Raw genomic sequence first — 25,701 nt, 5'->3', positions numbered from 1 at the left:
CCGCTACGCGCGCGGCCAGACCGGGAGCACCTGCCGCTTCCAGGTCTCGTTCGTGACGCCGGCCCACGACGTGTAGAGCGCGACCGCGGCCGTCGCCAGCCCCAGCCAGCCTCCCAGCACGGTGGCGCCGGACGCGCCGGCGAGGTCGCCGATGGTCAGCGCCACGAACGTGAGCGTGAGCAGCACGAACACGGTCAGCGTCGCGCCGTTGGTCTTCGCCGCGGCGACCGTCATCAGCGCCGTGAAGATCGTCCAGGCCAGCAGGAAGAAGCCGACGCCCACGGAGCCGGCCTGCTCGGCCAGCTCCGGGGCGGTGCGCAGCCACCAGAACGACAGCCAGAAGGCGCCGTACGACGTGAACGCCGTCGCACCGAACGTGTTGCCGCGCGCGAACTCCCACAGCCCGGCGGCGAACTGCGTCAGGCCGCCGAAGAAGAGCGCCATCGCGACGGCCGCGGCGCCCGCCTCGCCGACCAGGCCGGCGTTGGCGAGGCTCAGCAGCATGGTGGTCAACGCGAACGCGGCGAGGCCGAGCGGACCGGGGTCGGCGACCTCGGCGCGCGCCGGGGCCGCCGGGTGTGCCGGGGGCGTGGGGTGGGCGATGGTCCGCTCAGCGGTTGCGCTCATGCGGTGCACTCCTTCGTACGGGACGGCCGGACCGGCCGTCCTTCGACATTAGAATGCCAGATCGCAGATTGCAAACACCTATGCTCAGACCAGGCCGAGCTTCTTCCGCAGTGACGCGACGTGGCCGGTCGCCTTCACGTTGTAGAGCGGCAGCCGGACGGTGCCGTCCGGGTTCAGCACGAAGGTGGAGCGGATGACGCCGGTCACCGTCTTGCCGTAGAGCTTCTTCTCGCCGTACGCGCCGTACGCCTCGTGGACGGCGAGGTCCTGGTCGGAGAGCAGCGGGAAGTTGAGGCGCTCCTGCTCCTGGAACTCCTTGTTCTTGGCCGGCGCGTCCTTGGAGATGCCGATGACCCGGTAGCCGCTGGAGGCCAGCGAGTTGAGGTTGTCGCGGAAGTCGCAGGCCTCTGTGGTGCAGCCGGGGGTCATGGCCGCGGGGTAGAAGTAGACGATCACGTTGTCGCCCGAGTAGTCGGAGAGCGAGACGGGCGTGCCGTCCTGGTCCTGGAGGGTGAAGGTGGGCGCGGGCTGTCCCGCTTCGAGTCGAACCTCAGTCATGACACCATTCTGCCCCGGACCGCCGAGGGGCACGCAAACGCCCCTGAAAGCGCGATTCAGGGAGCGGTTACGCGTCCCTCGGCGACTGCTGGGCGGGGGCGAACGTGGCGAGGAGGCGTTGCAGCGAGTCGAGGCGCGCGCGGCCGGTCTCGCCGAGCCGGCCCTCCTCCACCGCCTCGATGATGGCGCAGTCCGGCGCGTCGGGCAGGTGGGTGCAGCCGCGCGGGCAGTCCTCCGCGATGGCCGCCAGGTCGGTGAACGACTTCAGGATGCTCGCGGTGTCCACGTGGCCCAGCCCGAACGACCGCACGCCGGGGGTGTCGATGACCCAGCCGTGCCCTTCCGCGTTCTCCACCCGCAGCGACACCGTGGAGGACGACGTGTGCCGGCCGCGTCCCGTTACGACGTTGACGTGGCCGGTCGCCCGCTTGGCGCCGGGCACGATCGCGTTCACGAGCGTGGACTTGCCGACGCCCGAGTGCCCGACCACGACCGTGTCGTGACCGACGAGAGCCGCCGTGATCTCCTCCACCGGGATGTGGTCCTCCCGGCTGGTGAACACCGGCAGGTCGAGCCCGGCGAAGTTCTCCAGGAACGGCGCCGGGTCGGCGAGGTCGATCTTGGTGACGCACAGCATGGGCTCGATGCCGGCGTCGTAGGCCGCCACCAGGTAGCGGTCGACCAGCCGGGTGCGCGGCTCGGGGTTCGCGGCCGCCACCACGATCAGCATCTGGTCGGCGTTGGCGACGACCACGCGCTCCACCTCGTCGGTGTCGTCGGCGCTGCGGCGCAGCAGGGTCGTGCGGGGCTCGACGCGCACGATCCGGGCGAGCGTGCCCTCCTCGCCCGTGGTGTCGCCGACCACCGCCACGCGGTCGCCGGTCACGATCGGCGTGCGCCTCAGCTCGCTCCCGCGCGCCGCGATCACCTGGCGCTCGTGGTCGGAGTCCTCGTCGAGCAGCACCGTGTAACGGCCGCGGTCGACGCCGAGGACCCGGGCGATCTCCGCATCCGCGTGCTCCGGCCGGGTCTTGGTGCGCGGCCGGTTGCCCTTGGGGTTCGGCCGCGAGCGGATGGTCGACTCGTCGTAGAGGTCGTACTCGTCGTCCTCGTCGTCCTCATCCGACCACCACGACATCTACGCCGCCGAGCCTTCGGCGAGCATCCGGCTCCAGAGCTGCGGGAACTGCGGGAGGGTCTTGGCGGTCGTGGCGATGTTCTCGATCTCGACGCCGGGGACGACCAGGCCGACGATTGCGCCCGCGGTCGCCATCCGGTGGTCCTCGTAGCTGCGCCAGACGCCGCCCGTCAGCGGCCTCGGCTCGATGCGGAGGCCGTCCTCCAGCTCGGTGACGGCGCCGCCGAGGCCGTTGAGCTCGGCCGCGAGGGCGGCGAGCCGGTCGGTCTCGTGGTGACGGATGTGGCCGATGCCGGTGATCTCGCTCGGCCCGTCGGCGAAGGCCGCGATCGCCGCGATCGCGGGGACCAGCTCGCCGCCGGTGGAGAGGTCGATCGTGATCGGCCGGATGCGCTCCGGCCCGGTCACGGTGAGGCGGTCGCCGTCCTTCGACACCGTCGCCCCGAACAGCGGCAGCAGGTCGGCCAGGTCGGCGCCGACCTGCGTGGTCGACTCGGGCCAGCCGGTGATGGTCACCGACCCGCCGGTGACGACCGCGGCCGCGAGGAACGGAGCCGCGTTGGAGAGGTCCGGCTCGATGTCGACATCGAGCGCGGCGATCGCGCCCGGCCGGACGATCCACCGGCCGACCTCGGGCGACTCCACCGTCACGTCACGCGCGGCGAGGGCAGCGATGGTCATCTCGATGTGCGGGAGGCTGGGAAGGCGCTCGCCCGAGTGCGTGAGGTCGAGGCCCTCCTCGAACCGGCTCGCCGACAGCAGCAGGGCGCTGACGAACTGGCTGGAGCTGGACGCGTCGATCGTGATGGCGCCGCCGTGCACGGAGCCCGTGCCGTGCACCGTGAACGGGAGGGCGCCGCGGCCGTCGTCGTTCACGTCGACGCCCAGGGCGCGCAGCGCGGCGATGATCGCGCCCATGGGCCGGCCGCGGGCGGAGTCGTCGGCGTCGAACATGGTGGGCCCGAGCGCGAGGCCGGCGATCGGCGGCACGAACCGCATGACGGTGCCGGCCTGGCCGCACTCGATGGTGGTGCTGCCGAGCAGCTCCTCCGCGGGGGTGACCAGGAAGTCGGCGCCGAACTCGCTCGCGCCGGGCTGCTCCACGATCGAGACCCCGAGCGCCCGCAGCGCCTCCACCATGTTGGCGCTGTCGCGCGAGTGCAGCGGCGCGCGCAGCAGCGAGGGGCCGTCGGCGAGGGCCGAGAGCACCAGCTCGCGGGCCGTCAGCGACTTGGAGCCGGGGAGCGAGACGGAGGCCGTGACCGGGCCGCCGGCGACCGGCGCGGGCCACAGCGTGTTCGGTTCCTCGACGCGGTTGTCGCCGTACGGATCGAACTCGGGGGAGGAATATTTCGAGATGAGCATTGTTGTCAAGATTATCCGTGATCGAGCCCGAAGGGAGGATCGGCCCGTGCCAGCAGCAACCGCTGTCCTCGACGCACCGCGCACCCGTGCGCTGACGACGTCGAAGGTCCGGCCCTCCGGCCGCCTCGCGCAGCGCCGGGTCGCCGAGCGGTCGGCGCAACTAGACTGGCCCCTGATGACCACCGAAACCGAGGACAAGGGAGCACTGTTCGAAGAGCAGGCGCTTCCCTTCATGGACCAGCTCTACGCGGCCGCACTGCGAATGACGCGGAACCCGTCGGACGCGCAAGACCTGGTGCAGGAGACGTACGTCAAGGCGTACGCCGCCTTCGCCCAGTTCCAGCAGGGCACGAACCTGAAGGCGTGGCTGTACCGCATCCTCACCAACACGTTCATCAACACCTATCGCAAGAAGCAGCGCGAGCCGTATCAGGGGACGATCGACGAACTCGAGGACTGGCAGCTCGGCGGCGCGGAGTCGACCACCGCGTCCTCCAGCCGCTCGGCCGAGGCCGAGGCGATCGACCACCTGCCCGACAGTGCCGTCAAGGACGCGCTGCAGGCCATCCCGGAGGACTTCCGGCTGGCCGTCTACCTCGCCGATGTCGAAGGGTTCTCCTACCAGGAGATCGCCGACATCATGAAGACCCCGATCGGCACCGTGATGAGCCGCCTCCACCGCGGCCGACGGATGCTCCGGGAGCTTCTGACCGACTACGCGCACGAGCGCGGGCTCTCAGCGGTCCAGAGCCCGGCCGTGCAGACCACCAGGAGAACGAAATGACCGACTGCGGCTGTGAGAAGGCGAAGGCCGAACTCGAGGAGTACCTGCGCAACGAGCTCTGCAACGAGGATGCTGCAGACGTGCGCGAGCACCTCGCGAACTGCGACGGCTGCTCGAGCGAGGCGCACCTGAACGTCGTGCTCACCGAAGTGGTGCAGCGCGCGTGCAAGGAGACGGCTCCCGAGACGCTGCGCACCGAGGTGCTGCTGCGCATCCGGTCGTTCCAGGCGTCGGTGCACTGAGCGACCTCAAAGACTGACCTCCACTCCCATCGCCCTCATGACGAGCGTCAGGTTGAGTCTGCCGCGGGTTCGTGAGTCGCTGTCGAGGTCGATCCAGTGCGGTGCGGTCTCGTCGGAGAGCCTTTCCCGAATCGCCTTGAGTCGGCGCCGGTCGTTCGTGCTCGAGCGCGTGTAGTCGAGTTCTGACGCATCGGTGATCGAGGCGAGGAGGGTGGCGGCATCGTCGAGATGCCGGTCGCGGTCGCGTTGGTCGATCAGAAACGCCGCGCCTTTGGCGACGAGGGCGCCGATCTCATCGGGGACACCGACGGTGACGAGCTGGCCACCTCGGAACTCGAGCGTGTAAGCGTCGCGTCGGTCGATCGCCTGCTGGCCCCCGGGGGCCTCGAGCGCCGGCTTACGGTCGAGCCGCGGGCGGATAGCGGAAGGAAGGTGGTCGGGGACCATGACATCCACCTTTCTGCCGTCCACGTGATGGAACCGGTACGCGTAGGGCGCCTCCCGACGGAGTTCGAAACCGAGCCGTTTCACCGCGCGGGAGAAGGCGCTGAGCCCGTCGCGGTGCACGATCATGTCGAGCAGCACGTCCGCGTCGTCGGTCGAGCGTGGCATCTGCACTCCGCCGCGACTCGCGTGCAGGTAGACCATCAGCCCGCCGATGATCGTCAGACGGCTGGTGTCCATGACTTCGGACAAGCCGATCACCGTCTGCCATGCCGGCAGCCCGTCGTCGTCACTGAGGTTCAGCGTGTGTGTTCTTGCAGCCATTCGTCCTTCAGGGCTCCGAGAGCAGCGAGGCCTGCGCTTCGCTCCCTGGTGTCGGTGCTGAGCGCCAGATCGGCGGCGACCACTGCGGCGAGAGGGGCGGTCAGTCCTCCGGGGGCGGTGTTCTCGTAAAGGAGATCCTGACCGCTCGGGTCTTCGACCATGAAGTGCGTGCTCGCGTAGTCGAACCGGCTTATACCCGCGGGGAGATAACCGCGGACACGGCGGTCGTCGGGCAGGAGGTCGCTGCTGATGAGGTCGGATACAGCCCGTCCCGTGGGCACGAGGCCCGCCTGCGCCTTCATCGTGTTCGCGGAGCGATAGCGGTGAGCGACCGTCCGTGCACCGACAGCGATGGCAAGCTCCACGGGGGAGAGATCGCGAATGCGGTTTCGTGCACGTGAATAGGTGGATTTCGAAAGCAGAGTGGCGGCGTCGACGCCCGAGAGTTCGTAGAGGATCGCCCATGCGGTGTCGGACTGGAGGGGACGTCCTGCGGCCCTGCGCCGTCGTTCGAAACGGGCGATCGAGTCAGCGTCGATCAGCCATTCGCCGGAAGGGAGCTGTCGAGCGGCGAAGGCTCCGGCACGCGCGATGAGGTTCCGCACCTGCCGTTCGCCGATTCCTAGGCGCTCGGCGGTCTGGGAGACTGTCAGTTCGCTCATGGTTCGTCATCCCTCCGATATTGGATCGACCATGACACTGTCTCATTATAGTGCCGATATCGGAATAATTATGACCCAGGGTCTTCGCGCCGATCGGCCAAGGGGAGGGCTCAGGCGATGGAGCCGGGGACCTCGTGGAGGAAGAACAGGCCGCCGAGGGGATCGGTGACCTGCGCGAAGCGGCCGAACTCGCTGTCCCACGGGTCGCGGATCGCGGTCCCGCCGAGCTCGCTCACGCGCGCGACCGCGGCGGCCGCGTCCTGGACGCCGAAGTACACCACCCAGTGCGACGGCACATCCGGCGGCAGCATCCCGTCGGCGTCGAACACGCCGCCGCTGGGTGAGTCGGGGTCGCCGAAGGTCAGGTAGCGGAAGTCCGCGGTGTCGCCGAGCACCTGCGTCGTCCAGCCGAAGACCCGCTTGTAGAACTCGACCTGCTCCGCGTAGCTGCGGGCGTACAGCTCGTGCCAGGAGAGCCCGCCGACCTCCGCGACCAGCTCGAAGCCGCGGTGCTGCTCCGGCTGCCACAGTCCGACGACCGCTCCGCCCGGGTCGGCCACCACCGCGAGCCTGCCCTGGTCGCCGACGGTCATCGTGGGGGAGAGCACCTGCCCGCCGGCGTTCGCCGACGCCCGTTCGCCGGCTTCGGCGTCCTCCACCAGCAGGTAGGTGAGCCACGCGTTCGGGCGTGCGCCCGCCATCGCCTCGCCCATCCCGGCGACGAGGCGCCCGTCGCGCCGGAAGGTCACGTACCCGCCGTACTCGCCGCCGCCGGTCTCGGCGGTCCAGCCGAACAGCGCGGTGTAGAACTCCTGCGCGCGCGGGAGGTCGGTGGCGGCGTAGTCCACCCAGCAGGGCTCACCGAGACGGTGCGTGGTCACGACGGTCATGGCTTCAACGTACGCCCCGGCGACCGGGCCGGGCTAGGGACGACCGGGGTCTCCAGGGGCGCCGGGGTCGCCCGCCGCCTGTGGCGACGTGTCGTACGCGCGCAGCTCGCGGCCGTGCACGGTGATCGCGTAGACGATGACGACGTCCAGCGCGAACATGACGATCGACCGCCACGGCTGTGCGGGGAGGGACACAAGCTGCGACACCGCGTTGATCGAGACCACCACCACGGCGAACACCCGCGCCCAGGTCCGTCCGCTCGCCAGTGCGATGCCCGCCGCCACCAGCACGATGCCGATCAGCAGGTGCCACCAGCCCCAGAGCGAGACGTAGAAGATCGTCGTCCCGCTCTCGGTCGTGAGGTTCTGGTTTGCGGGCAGGAGGATGGCGAGGATCCCGCCGAGGATCTCGATGGCCCCGCCGATCAGGATCACGATCGCCGTGAACCAGCTCCAGCCCGCCCAGCCGGTCTGTCGTTCGTCGCTCATGGCGTCCTCCTCATCGTGTCCGTCCTCACGCCACCGCCGGAACCGCGGACGCCCGCGGCAGCCGCAGCGCCGCGATCAGCCCCGTCGCCCCGAGCACCGCGACGACGGCCATCGCGACGCCGTACGCCGCACCGCCCGCGGAGAGGTTCGCGACCAGGATCGTTCCCGCGATCGCCGTGCCGAAGGTCGACCCGAGGTTGGAGACGCTGCGCGACAGCCCGGAGATCTCGCCCTGCAGCTGCTCAGGGAACGCGGACTGCACCACGTTCACCGACGGCGTCAGCATGAGGCCGAGGCCCGCGCCGATGAGGAAGAGCCCCGGCACGAACGGCCAGCCGCCCGTGGTACCGGCGACCAGCCAGATCAGCAGCACCACTCCGGGGACGCACAGCACGAACCCCGTGACGATCAGCCCGCGCTGCGAGAACCGCCGCGCCAGCCTCCCGGCCAGCAGCGATGTCAGCAGCAGCCCGACCGTGGCCGCCGTGAAGATCACGCCGGTCTGGATCGCGTTGTAGCCGCGGACCACCTGGAGATACGCCGACACCGTGAACGAGGTGCCCATCAGGATCACCCACTGCAGGTTCTGCGTGACGAGGGCGAGGTTCGACACCCGCACCCGGAACAGGCTCGTGGACAGCAGCGGGACCCTTCCGGTGCGCTCCCGGCGCCGCACCCACAGGAAGAACACCACCAGGATCGCGACGCCCGCAAGCACGAGCACGATCATGAGCGGCACACTCGTGTCGGCCGCGAGGATCCCGGTCACCAGCACGAACAGCCCCAGCGCCGACAGGATCGCGCCGACGGTGTCGAACGGCCGCTTCGGGTCCGCGGGCAGCGGATCCGTGAGCGAACGGCTGAGCAGCAGGATGACCGCGATCACCAGGGCCTGGAACACGAACGCCGCGCGCCAGCTGATCCCGGTCGTGATCAGGCCGCCGATCAGCGGCCCGGCGGCCGCGCCCACGCCTCCCATCCCGCTGATGATCCCGAACGCCACCGCCCGGGTCGGGATGTCCGGCAGGCAGATCGTGGTCAGGATGTAGACCGGCGGGATGAGCATCGCGGTGCCGACGCCCTCCAGCAGCGAGTTGCCGAGGATGACCGCCCACAATCCGGGCGCGAACGCAGTGATCAGAGCGCCCACCCCGTAGACGACCAGGCCGATCATGAAGCTGCGCTTGCGGCCGATGTTGTCGGTCAGCTTGCCCATGGGGATCATCAGCGCCGCCATCGTGAGCAGGAACAGGGTGATGCTGATCTGGATGCCCTGGACCGTCGTGCCGAGATCGCGCGACATGTCGTTGATCATCACGTTCATGTTCGAGCCCGCGAAGCTGCAGATGAACTGGGCCAGCGCCAGCGGTGCGATGATGCGGCGGATGGTGGCCTGCGAGGCCGCTGCGGTCGTTCCGGTCATGTCGGCTCCCGGGGTCTGCTCGTTCGCTGCTCCGGCCGGATGCTACTGCGCCGGGATCGCTCGGTGCAATCGGGGTTGCCGCCGCCGAACAGGCCGGGTTATGGTGCGGCCGTCCGGCGTCCGCCGGCGTCGAACGGCGTCGCCCCGGCCGGAGACAGGGGAGTGAGATGCCCGAACAGTTCCGTGGCCGCATCGACCTGGACATCCGCGACTCGGAGCCCGACTGGGCGCCGTTCGAGCCGCCCAGAGCCCCGGAGGCCGCTCCCAACGTCGTCCTCATCGTGCTGGACGATGTCGGGTTCTCGGCGATGAGCTGCTACGGCGGCCCGATCGACACCCCGAACATCGACCGGCTCGCGGACTCGGGCGTGCGGTTCACGCAGTGGCACACGACCGCGCTCTGCTCGCCCACGCGCTCCGCCCTCCTGACCGGGCGCAACCACACCCGCAACTCGATGGCGTGCATCACGGAGGCCGCGACCGGCTTCCCGAACGCCAGTGGCACCATCCCGCAGGAGAACGGGATGATCTCGCAGATCCTCGGGGAGCAGGGCTGGAACACCTACATCGTAGGCAAGTGGCACCTGTGCCCGTCCGACGAGATGAACCTCGCGTCCACGCGCCGCAACTGGCCGACCGGCCGCGGCTTCGAGCGCTTCTACGGCTTCCTCGGGGCCGAGACCAACCAGTGGTACCCGGACCTCGTCTACGACAACCACCCCGTCGAGCAGCCTGCCTCGCCGGAGGACGGCTACCACCTCACGGTCGACCTCACCGACAAGGCCATCGAGTTCATCGGCGACGCGAAGGCGCTCGCGCCGGACAAGCCGTTCTTCCTGTACTACGCGCCCGGGGCCGCGCACGCACCGCACCACGCGCCGCCGGAGTGGATCGAGAAGTTCGCCGGGCGGTTCGACGGCGGTTACGAGGTGATCCGCGAGGAGACCCTCCAGCGGCAGATCGCGCTCGGGCTGGTTCCGGAGGGGACCGAGCTGCCGCCGATCAACCCGATCGGCACCCCCGAGACCCGCAGCGGACCGGAGGGCCAGCCGTTCCCGCCGCTCGACGTCACCAAGCCGTGGGACTCGCTCGGGGACGACGAGAAGCGTCTCTACGCGCGCATGGCCGAGGTCTACGCCGGCTTCCTCGCCCACGCGGACGACCAGATCGGCCGGCTGCTCGACTACCTGGAGGAGTCCGGCGCCCTCGACGACACGCTCGTCATGCTGGTCTCGGACAACGGCGCGAGCGGCGAAGGCGGCCCGGAGGGGTCGGTCAACGAGAACAAGTTCTTCAACGGCATCCCGGACAGCCTGGAAGAGAACCTCGCCATGCTGGACGAGCTGGGCGGACCGAAGACCTACAACCACTACCCGAACGGCTGGGCGATGGCCTTCAACACCCCGTTCAAGATGTGGAAGCGCTACGACTACAACGGCGGCACGGCCGACCCGTGCATCATCTCCTGGCCCAAGAAGCTCGGCCACGGCGGCGAGGTGCGGCACCAGTACCACCACGCGATCGACATCGTGCCGACCATCCTCGACCTGCTCGACGTGGCGGTCCCCGAGCAGATCGGCGGCCACGTTCAGTCGCGGTTGGACGGGGTGAGCATGCAGTCGGCCGTGGCCGACGCGAGCGCGCCGACCACCCGGCCGACGCAGTTCTACGCGATGCTGGGATCGCGCTCGATCTGGCACAACGGCTGGAAGGCCGTGTCGAACCACCCGGTGCTCAGCGGCTGGAGCCGGTTCAACGACGACACCTGGGAGCTCTACCACACCGACGTCGACCGGTCGGAGGTCCACGACCTGGCGGCCGAGCATCCCGACAAGGTGCGCGAGCTGGTCAACCTCTGGTTCGCGGAGGCCGGGGCCAACCAGGCGTTCCCGCTGGACGACCGCTCGGCGATCGAGATCCTCCTGACGCCGCGCCCGCAGCTGACCAGCCCGCGCAACCGCTACGTCTACCGGGTCGGCGGCGCCGAGATCCCGGAGTCGCAGGCGGTCAACATCCGCAACCGCTCGTACGCGATCGGGGCGCTCGTGGACCTGCCGGGCCCGGGAGCCGAGGGCGTGCTCTTCGCGCACGGTGCCCGGTTCGGCGGCCACGCGCTGTATGTGAAGGACGGGCGGCTGCACTACGTCTACAACTTCGTGGGCAGTCTCGTGCAGCGGGTGGACGCGACGGAGGACCTGCCGACCGGCGAGAACCTCATCCTGTCGGCGGCGTTCGAGAAGGACGGCGAGGAGGCGCCCGGTCTGGCCACCGGCATCCTGAGCCTGTACCACGGCGAGAAGAAGGTCGGCGAAGGCCGGATCAAGACGCAGCCGGGCTACTTCTCGCTCACCGGGGAGGGGCTCTGCGTCGGCTACGACGGCGGGGAGCCGGTCACCGACGACTACCCGGGCGAGCGGCCGTTCCGGTTCACCGGCGGCACGCTGCATCGCGTCGTGGTGGACGTCAGCGGCGAGCCCTACCTCGACCTGGAGCGGCAGGCGGCGGCGATGCTCGCGCGGGAGTGACGGGTCCGCAGCGCGGGGCGGACTACGGTGGCGGGATGGCCATCGACGATTTCCGCATCCACGTGCCCGACGACGTCCTCGCCGACCTCAGGGACCGCCTCGCCCGCACGCGCTTCCTTCGCTCGCCGCGGCCCGGCTGGGAGGGCGGCCCCGGCGAGGACGAGCTGCGCGCGCTGGTCGGGGGCTGGCTGGCGTTCGACTGGCGGGCGGAGGAGGAGCGGCTGAACGCGGTGGAGCAGCACGTCGCCGTCGTGGCGGGCCACCGCGTGCACTTCGCGCGCGTGCGCGGCACCGGGGCGGGCCCGCACACCCCGCTGCTGCTCCTGCACGGCTGGCCCAGCGCCTTCGTCGAGTACCTCCCGCTGGCGCGACTGCTCTCCGACGGCTTCGACGTCGTCATCCCGTCGCTGCCCGGGTTCGTGTTCTCGGAGGCGATCGAGCCGCCGCTGACCCGGCGGGCGATCGCGGAGGTGCTGCACGGGCTGATGACGGACGCCCTCGGCTTCGACCGCTACGCGACCTTCGGCGGCGACATCGGCGGGGGAGCCTCCACCTGGCTCGGCGTCGACCACCCGGACTGCGTGATCGGCATCCAGCTGCTGAGCGGGCCGTTCCCGGACGGCGACCCCGCCGACGACGACGAGCGCCGCTACCTCGCCGCGCTGGACGAGTACGACCGCCTCGACGGCGGCTACAGCGAGATCATGCTCACCCGGCCCGACACGATCGCCGCCGCGCTCGCCGACTCCCCGGCCGGGCTGCTCGCCTGGATCGCCGACAAGTGGCACGACTGGATCGACGACCGGCGGGAGGGCGCCTGGCAGCGCGTGGTCGACTCCGGCATCCTCTACACGATCGCGACCCTGTACTGGGCGACCGAGAGCATCGGGACGTCGTTCCAGCAGTACTACGACTACGTGCACAACCCGCCGCGGCCGCCGATCGCGGCTCCGGTCGGCGTGTACCTCGCGCACGAGCCGGCCATGGCGGGCTTCCCGCGCTCGCTGGCCGAGCGGGCGGCTCCGCGGCTGCGCGACTTCGTGGCGGCACCGGCCGGCGGGCACTTCGCGGGCTTCGAGCATCCCGAGCCCGCGGCCGAGGCGATCCAGGACTTCCATGCGGGGCTCCGCGGCTGAGGGAGGAGATCCGGGGCGACACGCCGGCCGAAGGCAGACAGCGGAGGAGCCGCGGACCCGTGTGGGCCGCGGCTCCTCCGCTGTGTGTGGTGCGGGCGCTAGAGGGTCAGCGCGCGCTGGATGAGCAGGGACTGCTCCTGCGCGTGCCGCTTGGCGGAGCCGGCGGCAGGGGAGGCCGACGCGGGCCGGGAGATCACGCCGATCGGGCGCGGGCCCAGCTTGGAGGTCTCCAGGATGATGAACGGCCAGGCGCCCTGGTTCTCCGGCTCGTCCTGCACCCACACCAGCTCGGCGTCGGGGTAGGAGTCGGACACGGCCTTCAGCTCGGCGCCGGGGAGCGGATAGAACTGCTCCACGCGCACCAGCGCGATCTCCGGGTTCGGGTTCTTCTCCAGCTCGTTCACGAGGTCGTGGTAGAGCTTGCCCGCCATGAACAGCACGCGCTTCACCGCCGACTTGTCGGTGATCCGGGCGTCGTCGATGACCGGCTCGAACTTGCCGTTCGTGAAGTCGGCGACGTCGCTGGAGGCGCCGCGCAGACGCAGCATCGCCTTCGGCGTGAACACCACCAGCGGCCTGCGCGGCCGGGCGTACGCCTGGCGGCGCAGCAGGTGGAAGTACGACGCCGGAGTGGAGGGGCGCGCGACGGTCATGTTGTTCTCGGCGCAGAGCTGCAGGTACCGCTCGATGCGGGCGCTGGAGTGGTCCGGCCCCTGACCCTCGTAGCCGTGCGGGAGGAGGAGCACGAGCGACGAGCGCTGTCCCCATTTCTGCTCGGCCGAGGAGATGAACTCGTCGATGATGATCTGCGCGCCGTTGGCGAAGTCGCCGAACTGCGCCTCCCACAGCACCAGCGCGTCGGCCCGCTCGACCGAGTAGCCGTACTCGAAGCCCATCGCCGCGTACTCGCTCAGCAGCGAGTCGTAGATCCAGAACTTGGCCTGGTTGTCGCTGAGGTTCGCCAGCGGCAGCCACTCCTGGCCGTTCATCCGGTCGTGGAGCACCGCGTGCCGCTGCACGAAGGTGCCTCGGCGGGCGTCCTGGCCGACGAGGCGCACCGGGGTGCCCTCCAGCAGCACGCTGCCGAGCGCCAGCAGCTCGCCGAAGCCCCAGTCGATGCCGCCGTTGCGGCTCATGTCGCTGCGCTTGTTGAGCAGCTGCTGCAGCTTCGGGTGCACGGTGAAGCCGGCGGGCGGGTTGTTGAACGCGTCGCCGATGAGGGAGATGACCTGCTCGCTGACGGCCGTGGTGTCCGGCTCGCCGACGTTGTCGTTCTCGTCCTGCTGCGCGATCGGGTGCTCGAGGTCGGCCGTGCTTTCGCCCTGCGTGATCACCGGCATCGAGTTGGTCTGCGCGGCGTGCGTCTCCATGAACGCGCGCTCCAGGCGGTCCTGGAAGTCCGCGTGCGCTGCCTGGTACTCCTCCTCGGTGATGTCGCCGCGGCCGACGAGGGCCTCGGTGTAGAGGCGGCGCACCGAGCGCTTGGCCTCGATGAGGTTGTACATCAGCGGCTGCGTCATCGAGGGGTCGTCGCCCTCGTTGTGACCGCGGCGGCGGTAGACGATGAGGTCGACGACCACGTCGCGCTTGAACTCCTGGCGGTACTCGAACGCGAGCTGCGCGACGCGCACCACGGCCTCCGGGTCGTCGCCGTTCACGTGGAAGATCGGCGCCTGGATGGTCTTCGCCACGTCGGTCGAGTAGACCGACGTGCGTCCCTCGCCGGGAGGCGTGGTGAAGCCGACCTGGTTGTTGATGTTGACGTGGATGGTGCCGCCGGTGCGGTAGGCCCGCAGCTGCGACATCTGCATCTGCTCGACCACGATGCCCTGGCCGGCCATCGCCGCGTCGCCGTGGACGAGGATCGGCAGCGTGAGGAAGGTGCCGGCGGGGCGGCGGTCCTGCTTGGCGCGGACGATGCCCTCCAGGACGCCGTCGACGGCCTCCAGGTGCGACGGGTTCGCGGCGAGGTACACCGGGATCTCGGCGTCGTCGGCGCCCTTGAAGGTGCCCTCGGTGCCGAGGTGGTACTTGACGTCGCCCGAGCCCTGCACGGTGCGCGGGTCCTGCGTGCCCTCGAACTCGCGGAAGATCTGACCGTAGGTCTTGCCCGCGATGTTGGTGAGCACGTTCAGCCGGCCGCGGTGGGCCATGCCGATGGCGGCCTCGTCGAGCCCGGCCTCCGCTGCGCCCTGCAGGATGGTGTCGAGCAGCGCGATGGTCGACTCGCCGCCCTCCAGGCTGAAGCGCTTCTGCCCGACGTACTTGGTCTGCAGGAAGGTCTCGAACGCCTCCGCCTCGTTGAGCTTGCCCATGATGCGCAGCTGCTCGTCGTGGGTCGGCTTCTCGTACGGGCGCTCCAGCTTGTCCTGGAACCACTTGCGCTGGGCCGGGTCCTGGATGTGCATGTACTCGACGCCGACCGTGCGGCAGTACGAGTCGCGCAGCACGCCGAGGATGTCGCGCAGCTTCATCTTGCGCTTGTCGCCGCCGAACGCGCCGGTGACGAACTCGCGGTCGAGGTCCCAGAAGGTGAGGCCGTGGTTCTCGATCTCGAGGTCCGGGTGGCTGCGCTGTACGTACTCCAGCGGGTCGATGTCGGCCATGAGGTGGCCGCGCACGCGGTACGAGTTGATCAGCTCCTGGACGCGGGCGGTCTTGTCGACGGCGCTGGCCAGGTCGACCGAGATGTCCGGGTTCCAGTGGATCGGGATGTAGGGGATGCGCAGCTCGGCGAAGATGTCCTCGTAGAAGCTGCGCTTGCCGATCAGCAGCTCGTGGACGATCTTCAGGAACTCGCCGGAGCCGGCGCCCTGGATGACGCGGTGGTCGTAGGTGCTGGTCAGCGTGATGGTCTTGCCGATCGCGAGGCCGGCGAGGGTCTTCTCGCTGGAGCCCTGGAACTCCGCGGGGTACTCGAGCGCGCCGGCGCCGATGATGGCGCCCTGGCCCTTCATCAGGCGGGGCACGGAGTGGACCGTGCCGATGCCGCCCGGGTTGGTCAGCGAGATCGTGGTGCCGGCGAAGTCGGCGGCGGTGAGCTTGTTGTTGCGGGCCTTGAAGACCAGGTCCTCGTAGGCGGCGAGGTATTCGCCGAAGGCCATCGTGTCGGCGCGCTTGATGCTCGGCACGAGCAGGGCGCGGGTGCCGTCGGGCTTCGGCAGGTCGATTGCGATGCCGAGGTTGATGTGCGCCGGCGCGACGACCGACGGCTTGCCGTCGACCTCCTCGTAGTACACGTTCTGGCTCGGGAACTGCTTGAGCGCCTGGATGAGCGCCCAGCCGATCAGGTGAGTGAACGACACCTTGCCGCCGCGGGCGCGCTTGAGGTGGTTGTTGATGACGATGCGGTTGTCGATCATCAGCTTGGCGGGGATGGTCCGCACACTGGTGGCGGTCGGGACGCTGAGCGAGGCGTCCATGTTGGTGGCCAGCGACTTCGACATGCCGCGCAGCGGCGTGACCTTGTCCTCCTCGGCCGGCTCCACGGTCGCGTTGGGCGCGGTGACCGGGGCGTCGGCGGGGACCGGCTGCGGCTTCGGCGCGATCGACGTGGTGCGCGCGACCGGCTGCGAGCCGATGATCGGGATGGGGGTGGTGACCGGGCGGGGCTCGGAGCCGGACTCGGCGGGCGGCTCCGGCGCTCCGGGAGCGGGGGCCGGCGCCGGAGGCTGCGCAGGCGGGGTCGGGACCGTCGGCTCGGCCGGAGCCGGGACGGTCGGCTCGCTGGGGGTGGGGACGCCGGGCTCTGCGGGAGTCGGGGCCGGCGTCTCGCTCGGAGTGGAGGCCTCACCATCCTGCACGCTCGGCTTGTAGCTCTCGAGGACGGGCCACCAGGACTTGTCGACCGAGTTCTTGTCCCGGAGGAACTGTTCGTACAGCTCCTCGACGAGCCATTCGTTGGCTCCGAACTCGCCCGACGAACCGTCGTCGGTACCCACACCGGTCAATTGGCTCGACACAGCCGATCGCCCACTCTCTCCGTTGATCTCGTTCCGATCGGGCGGCTTCGAACCGCCCGTTCCATCCGAGCATCAAGCCTAATCCCATCCGCGCCCGGGTGCGGCCGTTCGGCTCGGGAGGATACCGTTATTCCCATGCAGTTCTATGCGACGACACCGCGCCACGACCTCACGTACTCCGACGTCTTCCTGGTCCCCTCGCGATCCGATGTCACCAGCCGCCTCGACGTGTCGCTCGCGCCCCAGGACGGCACGGGCGCGACCATCCCCATCGTGTCCGCGAACATGAACTCGGTGACCGGGAAGCGGCTGGCCGCGACGCTCGCGCGCCGGGGCGGCCTCGGCGTCCTGCCGCAGGACATGCACCTGCAGGACCTCGACGAGGCGATCCGCTGGGTCAAAGCGCAGCCGGTGGCCTTCGACACCCCGTACGAGGCCCGGCCCGAGGAGACGGTGGCCGACGTGCTGCGCCGGGTCCCGGCCGTCGAGGGGCACGGCGTCGTGGTGAGCGACGACGCCGGGAAGTACCTCGGCTGCCTCGCCGCCGTCCAGCTCGGCTCCGCGCTGCCGGACGCGCGCATCGGCGACCTCCTGCACGGCGCGCTGACCTCGCTGGACGCGGACGACCTCCCGGACGGCCGCGCCGCGTTCGACGTCATGGACGCCGCCGGGCTGACGTTCGCCCCCGTGCTCTCGCACGGTCGCGTGGTCGGCACCCTCAGCCGCACGAGCGCACTGCGCTCCACGATCTACACCCCGGCGCTCGACGGCCACGGCCGCCTGCGCGTGGCCGCAGCGGTCGGCATCAACGGCGACGTCGCGGCGAAGGCCAAGGCGCTCGCGGCGGCCGGCGTCGACGTGCTGGTGATCGACACCGCGCACGGAGACCAGGACGGCATGCGCCGCGCCATCCACACGGTGAAGTCGCTCGGGCTCGGCCTGCCGATCGTCGCGGGCAACGTCGTCACCGAGCAGGCCGTGCGCGACCTGGTCGCGGCGGGCGCGGACATCCTCAAGGTCGGCGTCGGCCCTGGCGCCATGTGCACGACGCGCATGATGACCGCGGTCGGACGCCCGCAGTTCTCCGCGGTGCTGGAGACCAGCGCGACCGCGCGCGAGCTCGGCGCGCACGTCTGGGCGGACGGCGGCGTGCGCTACCCGCGCGACGTGGCACTCGCGCTCGCCGCGGGCGGCGCGTCCGTGATGATCGGCTCGTGGTTCGCCGGCACCATCGAGGCGCCGGGCGCGCTCGTGCGCGACGATCGCGGCGCGCTCTACAAGGAGAGCTGGGGGATGGCCTCCACCAAGGCGGTCACCGGCCGGTTCGAACGGCTCGACACGTTCGACCGCGCACGCAAGACGCTGTTCGCCGAGGGCATCTCGAGCTCGCGCATCTACCTCGACCCGCTGCGGCCGTCGGTGGAGGACCTCCTCGACATGATCACAACCGGCCTGCGCAGCTCGTTCACCTACGCGGGCGCCCGCACCCTGGCCGAGTTCCACGACCGCGCGCTGGTCGGCATCCAGTCCGCCGCCGGCTACGAGGAGGGCAAGGCCCTGCCCGTCAGCTGGTGACGGTGGGTCAGGAGCCGTTTCCGGACTGACCGCCGAAGCCGCCGTTGCCCCCGTTGCCCCCGAACTGGCGCGGGGTGAAGTCCTGGCCGGTGCCGAAGCCGGGGCGCGCGTGGCTGTCGACTGCGTTCGCGGTGAAGTAGCCGGCGAAGAAGACGACGACGAGGATCGCGACCGCACCGACCGCCAGGGCGGTGTTCTGCGCCCAGGTGGGCCAGCGGTGCAGGATGCTGCCGTTCGACGGCGGCGTGTACTGCGGGGCGGCCTGCGGCGCGTACTGTGGGGCCAGCTGGGCGTAGTGCGGCGCCGGCTGCTGGTACTGCGGAGCCGGCTGCCAGGGCTGGCCGGGGTTCGGGGTGGTGGTGCTCATCGGACGTTCCTCTCGTGGACTTCTGCCGTGAGGATGCCGTCTCTCGCTTCGGGCGCGCTATGGCGCGTCGATGCGCCCGCTGGGAATCGCGACGACGCCCCGAGACGCCGGGGATATCCGCGGGACGCCCCGGTATACTGACTCGCGAAATGGACGACCCTCCTTCTGCCAGCCCATTCCAACCGATGAGTCCGCCCGGACGGGGTGGTCGCCGTGCTCTCTGAGTGGATCATGCTGGGGGTCGGCCTCCTCCTGACCATCGGCACCGGCCTCTTCGTCGCCAGCGAGTTCGCCCTGGTGAACCTCGACCGCGGCGACCTCGAGGCGCGCCGCGAGCGGGGTGAGTCGCGGCTGACGATGACGATCGCCGCTCTCAAGATCACCTCCACGCACCTGTCGAGCGCGCAGCTCGGCATCACGCTGACGACGCTGCTGACCGGTTACACGATGGAGCCCGCGATCAGCTCGCTGCTGCGCGGTCCGCTCACCGCCCTCGGCCTCCCCGACGGCGCCGTGGTGCCGATCGCGTCGGTGGTGGCGATCACCGTGGCGACGCTGCTGTCGATGATCCTCGGCGAGCTCGTGCCCAAGAACTTCGCCCTTGCGCTGCCGATCGCGACGGCCAAGCTGGTCATCCCGTTCCAAACCGTGTTCACGATGGTGTTCCGGCCGTTCGTCTTCCTGCTCAACGGCACGGCCAACGGCTTCCTGCGGATGTTCGGCATCGAGCCGAAGGAGGAGCTGTCGGCGGCCCGCACCGCGGACGAGCTGTCCTCGCTGGTGCGACGCTCGGCGAGCGCCGGCGTGCTGGAGGCGGACACGGCGACCCTGCTCAGCCGCACGCTCGCCTTCTCGTCGCGCACGGCCTCCGACGTCATGACGCCGCGGCCCCGGGTGGAGGCCGTCAAGCGCACCGACCCGGCCCAGACCGTGATCGGGCTCGCCCGCAGCACCGGTTACTCCCGCTTCCCGGTCGTGGACGAGGACGTGGACGACGTCGTCGGCTTCGTGCACGTCAAGCAGGCGGTCGGCGTCCCGCGCCAGCGCCGCGGGCGGGTGCCCGTCTCGGCGCTGCAGACCGAGGCGCTGCGGGTGCCGGAGACGATGACGCTGGACACCCTGCTCGGCGAGCTGCGGGGCCGCGGCTACCAGATGGCGGTGGTCGTGGACGAGTACGGCGGCACGTCCGGCATCGCGACCCTGGAAGACCTGGTCGAGGAGATCGTCGGCGAGGTCGCCGACGAGCACGACCGCACGCGGGCCGGCGTGGTCCGCGGCCGGGACTCGATCACCTTCCCCGGCATCCTGCGCCCCGACGAGCTGCTGGAGCAGGCCGGGGTGACCGTGCCGGAGGAGGGCCCGTACGAGACGGTCGCCGGTTACGTCATGAACGAGCTCGGCCGGCTCCCGAAGGTCGGCGACGAGGTCCTGATCGACGGCGGCACCCTGCGCGTCGAACGGCTCGAGGGGCGCAGGGTCGACCGGATCCGCTACACGCCGGATCCCGAGCTCCCGGCGACGGGAGGTGCCGAATGAGCGACTGGGCCGGCATCGCCTGGCTGGTGGTGCTCCTCCTCGTGAACGCGTTCTTCGTCGGCGCCGAGTTCGCGGTCATCTCCGCGCGCCGCTCGCAGATCGAGCCGCTCGCCGAGCGCGGCAAGCGCAGCGCCAAGACCGCGCTGTACGCGATGGAGCACGCGACGCTCATGCTCGCGACCACGCAGCTCGGCATCACCGTGTGCTCGCTGCTGATCCTGAACGTCTCCGAGCCGGCGATCCACCACCTGCTGGAGGTCCCGCTCCACGCGACCGGCTGGTCGGAGGACGTGATCGGCACGGTCGCGTTCATGATCGCGCTCGTGCTGGTGTCGTTCCTGCACGTGGTGTTCGGCGAGATGGTCCCGAAGAACATCTCGTTCTCGATGCCCGACCGGGCCGCGTTGCTGCTTGCGCCTCCGCTGGTCGGGATCGGCCGCGTGGTCCGCCCGGTCATCGTCGCGCTGAACGCGAGTGCGAACGCGGTGCTCCGGCTGTTCCGGGTGGAGCCGAAGGACGAGGCGTCCAGCACCTTCACCCTCGACGAGGTCGCCACGATCGTGAGCCAGTCGACCCGTGAGGGTCTGCTGACCGACCGGATCGGAGCGTTGACGGCCGCGTTCGAGTTCACCGAGAAGAAGGTGCGCGACGCGATGGTGAAGCCGGAGACGCTGGTGTCGCTGCCGCTGGCGCCGACGCCCGCTGATGTGGAGAAGGCCGTCGCCAAGTACGGGTTCTCCCGCTACGTTGTGCCGGACGCCGACGGCGAGCCGACCGGCTACCTCCACCTCAAGGACGTGCTCGACCTGGAGGAGACCGGGTTCGAGCTCCCCGTGCCGGCCAAGCGGGTCCGCCGCCTGGTCACGGTGTTCGTCGACGCCGACCTGGAGGACGCGCTCGCGAGCATGCGCCGCACCGGCAGCCACCTGGCGCGCGCGGTCGACGGCGAGGGCACCACGGCGGGCGTCGTGTTCCTGGAGGACATCATCGAGGAGCTCGTCGGCGAGGTGCAGGACGCGACGCGGCGGCTGTAGCCCGGCAGCGCGCTAGACCGGTCGGTCCACCGGGCCAAACGCCGTGCCCGGGAGTAGCATGCCGCGCGGAGATAAGAGGAGGAATGCTCATGTTATCGACGAGCAAGACGTACTCCGTCCTTCCCGCTTCGGACCTGGCGCGCGCCACGGCGTGGTTCCGCGACAAGCTCGAGCTCGAGCCGGAGGACACCAGCGAACAGGGAGTCCGCTACCGCACCGGGGGCGACTCGTGGATCTACGTCTACGAGACCGCGAACGCCGGAACCGCCCAGAACACCGCCATGTGCTGGCTGGTGGACGACATCGCAGCGGAGATGGACCACCTGCGCGGCAGAGGGGTCGTCTTCGCGGACTACGACTTCCCCGGCCTCAAGACGGAGAACGGGGTGGCGACGGACGAGGAGGGCAAATCGGCCTGGTTCCAGGACAGTGAGGGCAACTACCTCTGCCTGACCCAGCCCAACACGCCGATGTAGCGCAGCACTCGGACAGAGTTCAGTCGCGCCAGACCGCGCGCAGGTACTGCGGCGGCCAGTAGTCGATCGAGACGCCCAGCTCATGAGCGGCCCGCAGCGGGAAATGCGGGTCGCGCAGGAGTTCGCGCGCCAGCATGACCGCGTCCGCGCTGCCGCCCTCGACGATCTCGGCGGCCTGCTGCGGAGTGGTGATGAGTCCGACGGCGCTGACATCCACCTCGGCGGAGCTGCGGACGTGCTCGGCGAACGGCACCTGGTAGCCCGGCTGGAGCGGGATGCGGACGCCGGTCTGGATGCCGCCGGAGGAGATGTCGAAGAAGTCGGCGCCGGCCTCCTGCGCCCAGCCGGAGACGGTCGCCGTCTGCCGCTCGTCCCAGCCGCCCGGAGTCCAGTCGCTGCCGGAGAACCGGACGAACAGCGGCACGTCGTCGCCGACCTCCTCGCGGACAGCCCTGACGATGCGCAGCAGCAGCCGTGCCCGGTTCTCGAGCGAGCCGCCGTACTCGTCGGTGCGCTGGTTGGCGACCGGGGAGAGGAACTGGTGCAGCAGGTAACCGTGCGCGGCGTGCAGCTCCAGGATGCGGAACCCCGCGTCGACGGAGCGGCGGGCGGCGGCGCGGAAATCGGCGACGATCCGGTCGATGCCCGCGAGGTCGAGTTCGCGCGGGACCGCGAGGTCGCCGAACGCGACCGGCGACGGCGCGACGGTCGGCCAGCCGCCCTCCGCCTCCGGGACGAAGCCCTGGCGGTCCTCGAAGCCCCAGGCCGGCCAGCTGGACGCCTTGCGCCCCGCGTGCGCGAGCTGGATGGCCGGCACGGCGCCCTGCGACGCGATGAAGTCGACGATCGGCCGCCAGGCCGCAGCCTGCTCGTCGGTCCAGATGCCGGTGTCGCGCGGCGAGATCCGGCCCTCCGGGTTGACCGCGGTGGCCTCGGTGAAGACGATGCCGCTGCCGCCCGCGGCGAGCGAGCCGAGGTGCACGAGCTGCCAGGTCTGCGGCACGCCCGAATGGTCGAGCACCGAGTACTGGCACATCGGCGAGGTCCAGATGCGGTTGCGGACCGTCACGCCGCGCAGGGTCAGCGGGTCGAAGAGAGACGTCATACTCGTTACTAAGCCGCCAGCGTCTGCAGATATGCCCGCAGGTCCTCTGCGGATGTGTACACGTGGCCGGCGATTCCGAGCGCGCGGGCGCCCTCCACGTTCTCGGCCTTGTTGTCGATGAACACGGTCTGCGCCGGCGTGACGCCGAGCTCCGCCATGACGTGCTGGAAGATCTCGGCGCCCGGCTTCACCGTGCCGAGCTCGCCGCTGACGAACACCTGCTCGAACAGGTCGCCGAGCGCCCCGTGCCGGAAGTACGAGCCGAAGTCGCGGCCCGCGTTCGACAGCAGCGCCAGGCGGGTGCCGCCGGCCTTCAGATCGAGCAGCACCTGCAGGGTGTCGTGGTCGATGGTCAGCCAGCTCCGGAAGTCCGCGAGCCACAGCCGGTGGATCGTGGCGTCCTCCCAGCTCTCGCCGAGCTCGCGCTCGATGCCGCGCCAGTACTGCTGGATGCTCAGCGTGCCCTGGTCGAGCGCGTTGCGGTGCCGCCAGTACGCCGGCCAGAACTGCTCCGCGTCGCCCCCGGCGATCCCCACCAGCGCCGCGCGGTCGGCTTCGGTCGGGGTGATCGAGATCACCTCGCCGTAATCGAAGACGACCACCGTTCCGGGGATGGAGATGCTCATCTCTTCAACCTATCGTGGGCGGAGGAGGTTCGATGGAGGAGAAGCCGCAGCGGGAGAGCGCCTACCCGTCCGCCCTGGCGGTCGGGACGGCGTGGGAGGCGGAGCACGCCCGCGGCTGGATCGCCGTGCCGTCCGAATCCGACGACAAGTACTCGCGCGGGGTGCTCGGCATGGTCACCGGCTCCGCGCGCTATCCCGGCGCGGCGGTGCTCGGCGCCGAGGCCGCGGCCCGCACGGGCGTGGGGATGATCCGCTACCTGGGCGCAGAGAGCGCGGCGCAGGAGGTGCTGCGCCGGCGGCCGGAGATCGTGTCGGCGCCGGGGCGGGTGCAGGCCTGGCTGCTCGGCTCCGGGATGGACGCGGGCGACCGCGACGACGACGACCTCCGGAGGCTGCGCGAGGCGCTCGACGACGGGACCCCGCTGGTCATCGACGCCGGCGCGCTCGACCTGGTCGTGCGGGCGAGCGGCCCGGCGGTGATCACGCCGCACTTCCGCGAGCTGTCGAGGGCGCTCGGCGCGGCCGCCGACGACGGCGCCCCGACGCCGGACCCCGACGAGATCCGCCAGGACCCGGGCGGCTGGGCCGAGCGCGCGGCGTCCGCGCTCGGTGCGACGGTGCTGCTGAAGGGCCACACCACCCATGTCGCGACGCCGGACGGCTCGCGCGTCACCGTCACGGCGGGCCCGTCGTGGCTCGCGACCGCCGGCAGCGGCGACGTGCTCGGGGGAGTGCTCGGTGCGCTCGTGGCCACGCACGCCGGCGCCATCCGGGAGCACGGGCACGAGGCACTGGCCGCCCTCGCGGCGACCGCGGCCTGGGTGCACGGCCGTGCCGGGGAGGCCGCCTCGGGCGGCGGCCCGGTGACCGCGCTCGACGTGGCGGAGGCGGTGCCGGGAGTGCTCCGGAAGCTGCTCGCCGGAAGCTGAGCGACCTCGCACGACGGCGGGCTCTCCTGCGCGGTACCGGCGGATTCCGGTCCCCTAGGATGAGGCCCTATGGGGACAGACGCCGCCGGGATGGACGCCGCTCCTGCACCGCTTCCGACGCCGCAGGGCGCGGCGGAGGAGACGACTCTGCGTAGGCTCGCCGCCAGTCCGCTGAGCCTGTGGATCGGCTTCCTGCTGGTCCACCTGATCATCGGCGGCCTCGCCCTGGGCCAGCACACCGGGCTCGGCGACGTGATGTGGGTCTACAAGCCGTGGGCGCAGCTCGCCGCGCAGAGCACCGAGATCGTCGGGCTCAACGCCGACTGGGTGTACCCGTTCGGCGCGATCGTGCCGATCATGCTCCCGCTGCTGTTCGGCGACGACAACTACGTCGGCGGCTGGCTGACGATGGTCATGCTCCTGAACGCCGCGGCCTTCGCCGTGCTCATCGTCGGCCGGGAGCCGCGCCGGCTGCTCGCGGCCTGGTGGTGGCTGGGCTTCCTGCTGCTGCTCGGCCCGATCGCGATCGGCCGGCTCGACTCGGTCTCGGCCGCGCTCGCCATCGTCGGGCTGCTCTGGCTGACCTTCCACGAACGTGCCGCGGTCGTCGTGCTGACCATCGCCACCTGGATCAAGGTGTGGCCGGCCGCGATCATCGTCGCGGCGGTGATCGCCCTGAAGACCCGGTGGCGGATCGTGGTGGCGGCGGCGGTCACGAGCCTCGTCATCGTCGCCGTCCCGCTCATCTTCGGCGGCGGCCTGCACGTGCTCAGCTTCATCACGATGCAGACGGGCCGCGGCATCCAGATCGAGGCGCCCGTCGCGACGTTCTGGATGTGGCAGGCGGCCTTCCATGTGCCCGACGCGGTCGTGTACTACGACCGCGATCTTCTCACCTTCCAGGTCACCGGGCAGGGCACGGTGGCCGCCGGCGCGCTGATGAACCCGCTGCTCGCGGTCACCGCAGTGGTCGTCGCGCTGATCGGCATCCGCTCGCTGCGGCGCGGGACACCGTACACCCGCATCCTGCCCGAGCTCTCGCTGGCCCTCGTGACGGCCCTGATCGCGTTCAACAAGGTGGGCTCGCCGCAGTACATCACCTGGCTGGCCGCGCCGGTCGTGATCGGGCTGGTCTATCAGCGCCGCGGATTCACGACGCCGGCCGTGCTGGTGCTCATCACCGCCGCGCTGACCCAGGTCATCTACCCGTACCTCTACGACGGCCTCCTCGTCCCGGTGCCGGCGATGGTCGCAGTGCTTACCCTCCGCAACCTGATGTACTTCGTCATCCTGGGCTGGACGATCGGCGCGCTCTGGCGCCGGCGGCACGCGGACGAGGCAGCGGGCGATCTGCTCCCCGCGCACGCATGGCCGTTCCGGGCCGCGCCCGACGCCCACCCGGTGCCGGTGCGCGAGGCGCCGTAGCGCATCGTCGCGGGCGTCGCTGGCGCCCTCCTAGACTGGCTCGTGCGCCGGGCGCACGG

The 25,701-nt window shown here is 70.5% G+C and carries 23 protein-coding genes; 10 read left to right on the top strand and 13 right to left on the bottom strand.

Annotation, left to right across the window (positions count from 1 at the left end; translation table 11 throughout):
- Positions 1-3: 3 nt before the first annotated feature.
- The 4 genes from AC3A3H_RS10130 to aroA form a co-directional block, all read right to left on the bottom strand.
- The gene (locus tag AC3A3H_RS10130; protein WP_487614433.1) at positions 4-627 is read right to left on the bottom strand and encodes an acetate uptake transporter; all 624 of its coding nucleotides are present in this window, start codon (positions 625-627) and stop codon (positions 4-6) included.
- 84 nt (positions 628-711) lie between these two features.
- Positions 712-1,185, bottom strand: coding sequence for a thioredoxin-dependent thiol peroxidase (gene bcp / locus AC3A3H_RS10125; RefSeq protein ID WP_487614432.1), 474 nt, complete (start codon positions 1,183-1,185; stop codon positions 712-714).
- A 67-nt stretch (positions 1,186-1,252) separates the two neighbouring features.
- Positions 1,253-2,323, bottom strand: coding sequence for a ribosome small subunit-dependent GTPase A (gene rsgA, locus AC3A3H_RS10120; RefSeq protein WP_487614431.1), 1,071 nt, complete (start codon positions 2,321-2,323; stop codon positions 1,253-1,255).
- Positions 2,324-3,688 carry a 3-phosphoshikimate 1-carboxyvinyltransferase gene (gene aroA / locus AC3A3H_RS10115; RefSeq protein ID WP_487614430.1) on the bottom strand — a complete coding sequence of 455 codons (1,365 nt, stop codon included), beginning with the start codon at positions 3,686-3,688 and terminating at the stop codon, positions 2,324-2,326.
- 175 nt (positions 3,689-3,863) lie between these two features.
- Between aroA and AC3A3H_RS10110 the strand changes: the two genes are divergently transcribed.
- On the top strand, positions 3,864-4,472 hold the full coding sequence (locus AC3A3H_RS10110) for a sigma-70 family RNA polymerase sigma factor (RefSeq protein WP_487614472.1): 609 nt from the start codon (positions 3,864-3,866) through the stop codon (positions 4,470-4,472).
- Positions 4,469-4,714, top strand: a complete 246-nt coding sequence (locus AC3A3H_RS10105; protein WP_179607524.1) for a zf-HC2 domain-containing protein — start codon at positions 4,469-4,471, stop codon at positions 4,712-4,714. Before AC3A3H_RS10110 ends, AC3A3H_RS10105 begins: the two co-directional genes overlap by 4 nt.
- 6 nt (positions 4,715-4,720) lie before the next feature.
- Here the strand turns inward: AC3A3H_RS10105 and AC3A3H_RS10100 are convergent, their stop codons facing one another.
- The 5 genes from AC3A3H_RS10100 to AC3A3H_RS10080 all read right to left on the bottom strand — a co-directional run bounded on the left by AC3A3H_RS10100 (position 4,721) and on the right by AC3A3H_RS10080 (position 8,946).
- Complete coding sequence (locus AC3A3H_RS10100; protein WP_487614429.1) at positions 4,721-5,482, bottom strand: hypothetical protein; 762 nt, start codon at positions 5,480-5,482, stop codon at positions 4,721-4,723.
- Entirely contained in the window at positions 5,458-6,144 is a 687-nt protein-coding gene (locus AC3A3H_RS10095; RefSeq protein ID WP_487614428.1) for a helix-turn-helix domain-containing protein, read from the bottom strand. Before AC3A3H_RS10095 ends, AC3A3H_RS10100 begins: the two co-directional genes overlap by 25 nt.
- Before the next feature lie 110 nt (positions 6,145-6,254).
- Positions 6,255-7,034 carry a VOC family protein gene (locus AC3A3H_RS10090; protein ID WP_487614427.1) on the bottom strand — a complete coding sequence of 260 codons (780 nt, stop codon included), beginning with the start codon at positions 7,032-7,034 and terminating at the stop codon, positions 6,255-6,257.
- A 33-nt stretch (positions 7,035-7,067) separates the two neighbouring features.
- Positions 7,068-7,523, bottom strand: a complete 456-nt coding sequence (locus AC3A3H_RS10085; RefSeq protein ID WP_487614426.1) for a DUF7144 family membrane protein — start codon at positions 7,521-7,523, stop codon at positions 7,068-7,070.
- Positions 7,524-7,548: 25 nt separating this feature from the next.
- Positions 7,549-8,946: an MFS transporter gene (locus AC3A3H_RS10080; RefSeq protein WP_487614425.1), complete on the bottom strand. Its 1,398-nt coding sequence runs from the start codon at positions 8,944-8,946 to the stop codon at positions 7,549-7,551.
- 167 nt (positions 8,947-9,113) lie between these two features.
- On the opposite strand from AC3A3H_RS10080, the gene AC3A3H_RS10075 reads away from it, so the two are divergent.
- Complete coding sequence (locus AC3A3H_RS10075) at positions 9,114-11,471, top strand: arylsulfatase (protein WP_487614424.1); 2,358 nt, start codon at positions 9,114-9,116, stop codon at positions 11,469-11,471.
- 35 nt (positions 11,472-11,506) lie between these two features.
- A complete protein-coding gene (locus AC3A3H_RS10070; protein WP_487614423.1) occupies positions 11,507-12,607 on the top strand; it encodes an epoxide hydrolase family protein in 1,101 nt (366 codons plus the stop codon).
- A gap of 98 nt (positions 12,608-12,705) precedes the next feature.
- Here AC3A3H_RS10070 and AC3A3H_RS10065 read toward each other — a convergent pair whose 3' ends face one another.
- Positions 12,706-16,569, bottom strand: a complete 3,864-nt coding sequence (locus AC3A3H_RS10065; protein WP_487614422.1) for a multifunctional oxoglutarate decarboxylase/oxoglutarate dehydrogenase thiamine pyrophosphate-binding subunit/dihydrolipoyllysine-residue succinyltransferase subunit — start codon at positions 16,567-16,569, stop codon at positions 12,706-12,708.
- Positions 16,570-16,704: 135 nt separating this feature from the next.
- Here AC3A3H_RS10065 and guaB1 point away from each other — a divergent pair, with 135 nt between their 5' ends.
- Positions 16,705-18,144: a GMP reductase gene (gene guaB1 / locus AC3A3H_RS10060; protein ID WP_487614421.1), complete on the top strand. Its 1,440-nt coding sequence runs from the start codon at positions 16,705-16,707 to the stop codon at positions 18,142-18,144.
- A gap of 7 nt (positions 18,145-18,151) precedes the next feature.
- On the opposite strand, the gene AC3A3H_RS10055 is transcribed toward guaB1, so the two are convergent.
- Complete coding sequence (locus AC3A3H_RS10055) at positions 18,152-18,511, bottom strand: hypothetical protein (protein ID WP_487614420.1); 360 nt, start codon at positions 18,509-18,511, stop codon at positions 18,152-18,154.
- Positions 18,512-18,742: 231 nt separating this feature from the next.
- On the opposite strand from AC3A3H_RS10055, the gene AC3A3H_RS10050 reads away from it, so the two are divergent.
- The 3 genes from AC3A3H_RS10050 to AC3A3H_RS10040 all read left to right on the top strand — a co-directional run bounded on the left by AC3A3H_RS10050 (position 18,743) and on the right by AC3A3H_RS10040 (position 21,557).
- A complete protein-coding gene (locus tag AC3A3H_RS10050; protein ID WP_487614471.1) occupies positions 18,743-20,047 on the top strand; it encodes a hemolysin family protein in 1,305 nt (434 codons plus the stop codon).
- Entirely contained in the window at positions 20,044-21,081 is a 1,038-nt protein-coding gene (locus AC3A3H_RS10045) for a hemolysin family protein (protein WP_487614419.1), read from the top strand. The genes AC3A3H_RS10050 and AC3A3H_RS10045 overlap by 4 nt, the downstream gene beginning before the upstream one ends.
- A gap of 89 nt (positions 21,082-21,170) precedes the next feature.
- Entirely contained in the window at positions 21,171-21,557 is a 387-nt protein-coding gene (locus tag AC3A3H_RS10040; protein ID WP_487614418.1) for a VOC family protein, read from the top strand.
- Between the two features lie 19 nt (positions 21,558-21,576).
- On the opposite strand, the gene AC3A3H_RS10035 is transcribed toward AC3A3H_RS10040, so the two are convergent.
- Both AC3A3H_RS10035 and AC3A3H_RS10030 read right to left on the bottom strand, forming a co-directional pair.
- On the bottom strand, positions 21,577-22,662 hold the full coding sequence (locus AC3A3H_RS10035) for an NADH:flavin oxidoreductase/NADH oxidase (protein ID WP_487614417.1): 1,086 nt from the start codon (positions 22,660-22,662) through the stop codon (positions 21,577-21,579).
- Positions 22,663-22,670: 8 nt separating this feature from the next.
- Entirely contained in the window at positions 22,671-23,288 is a 618-nt protein-coding gene (locus tag AC3A3H_RS10030; RefSeq protein ID WP_487614416.1) for an HAD family hydrolase, read from the bottom strand.
- A gap of 32 nt (positions 23,289-23,320) precedes the next feature.
- Here AC3A3H_RS10030 and AC3A3H_RS10025 point away from each other — a divergent pair, with 32 nt between their 5' ends.
- Together AC3A3H_RS10025 and AC3A3H_RS10020 are read left to right on the top strand one after the other, a co-directional pair.
- Complete coding sequence (locus AC3A3H_RS10025) at positions 23,321-24,217, top strand: ADP-dependent NAD(P)H-hydrate dehydratase (protein WP_487614415.1); 897 nt, start codon at positions 23,321-23,323, stop codon at positions 24,215-24,217.
- 69 nt (positions 24,218-24,286) lie between these two features.
- Positions 24,287-25,642: a hypothetical protein gene (locus AC3A3H_RS10020; RefSeq protein WP_487614414.1), complete on the top strand. Its 1,356-nt coding sequence runs from the start codon at positions 24,287-24,289 to the stop codon at positions 25,640-25,642.
- The last annotated feature ends 59 nt before the right edge of the window (positions 25,643-25,701 follow it).

The sequence above is a fragment of the Leifsonia sp. Soil_N53 genome, from assembly GCF_057655165.1.
The sequence above is the reverse complement of the archived record's forward strand: the minus strand, read 5'-3'. Positions and strand labels throughout refer to the sequence as shown.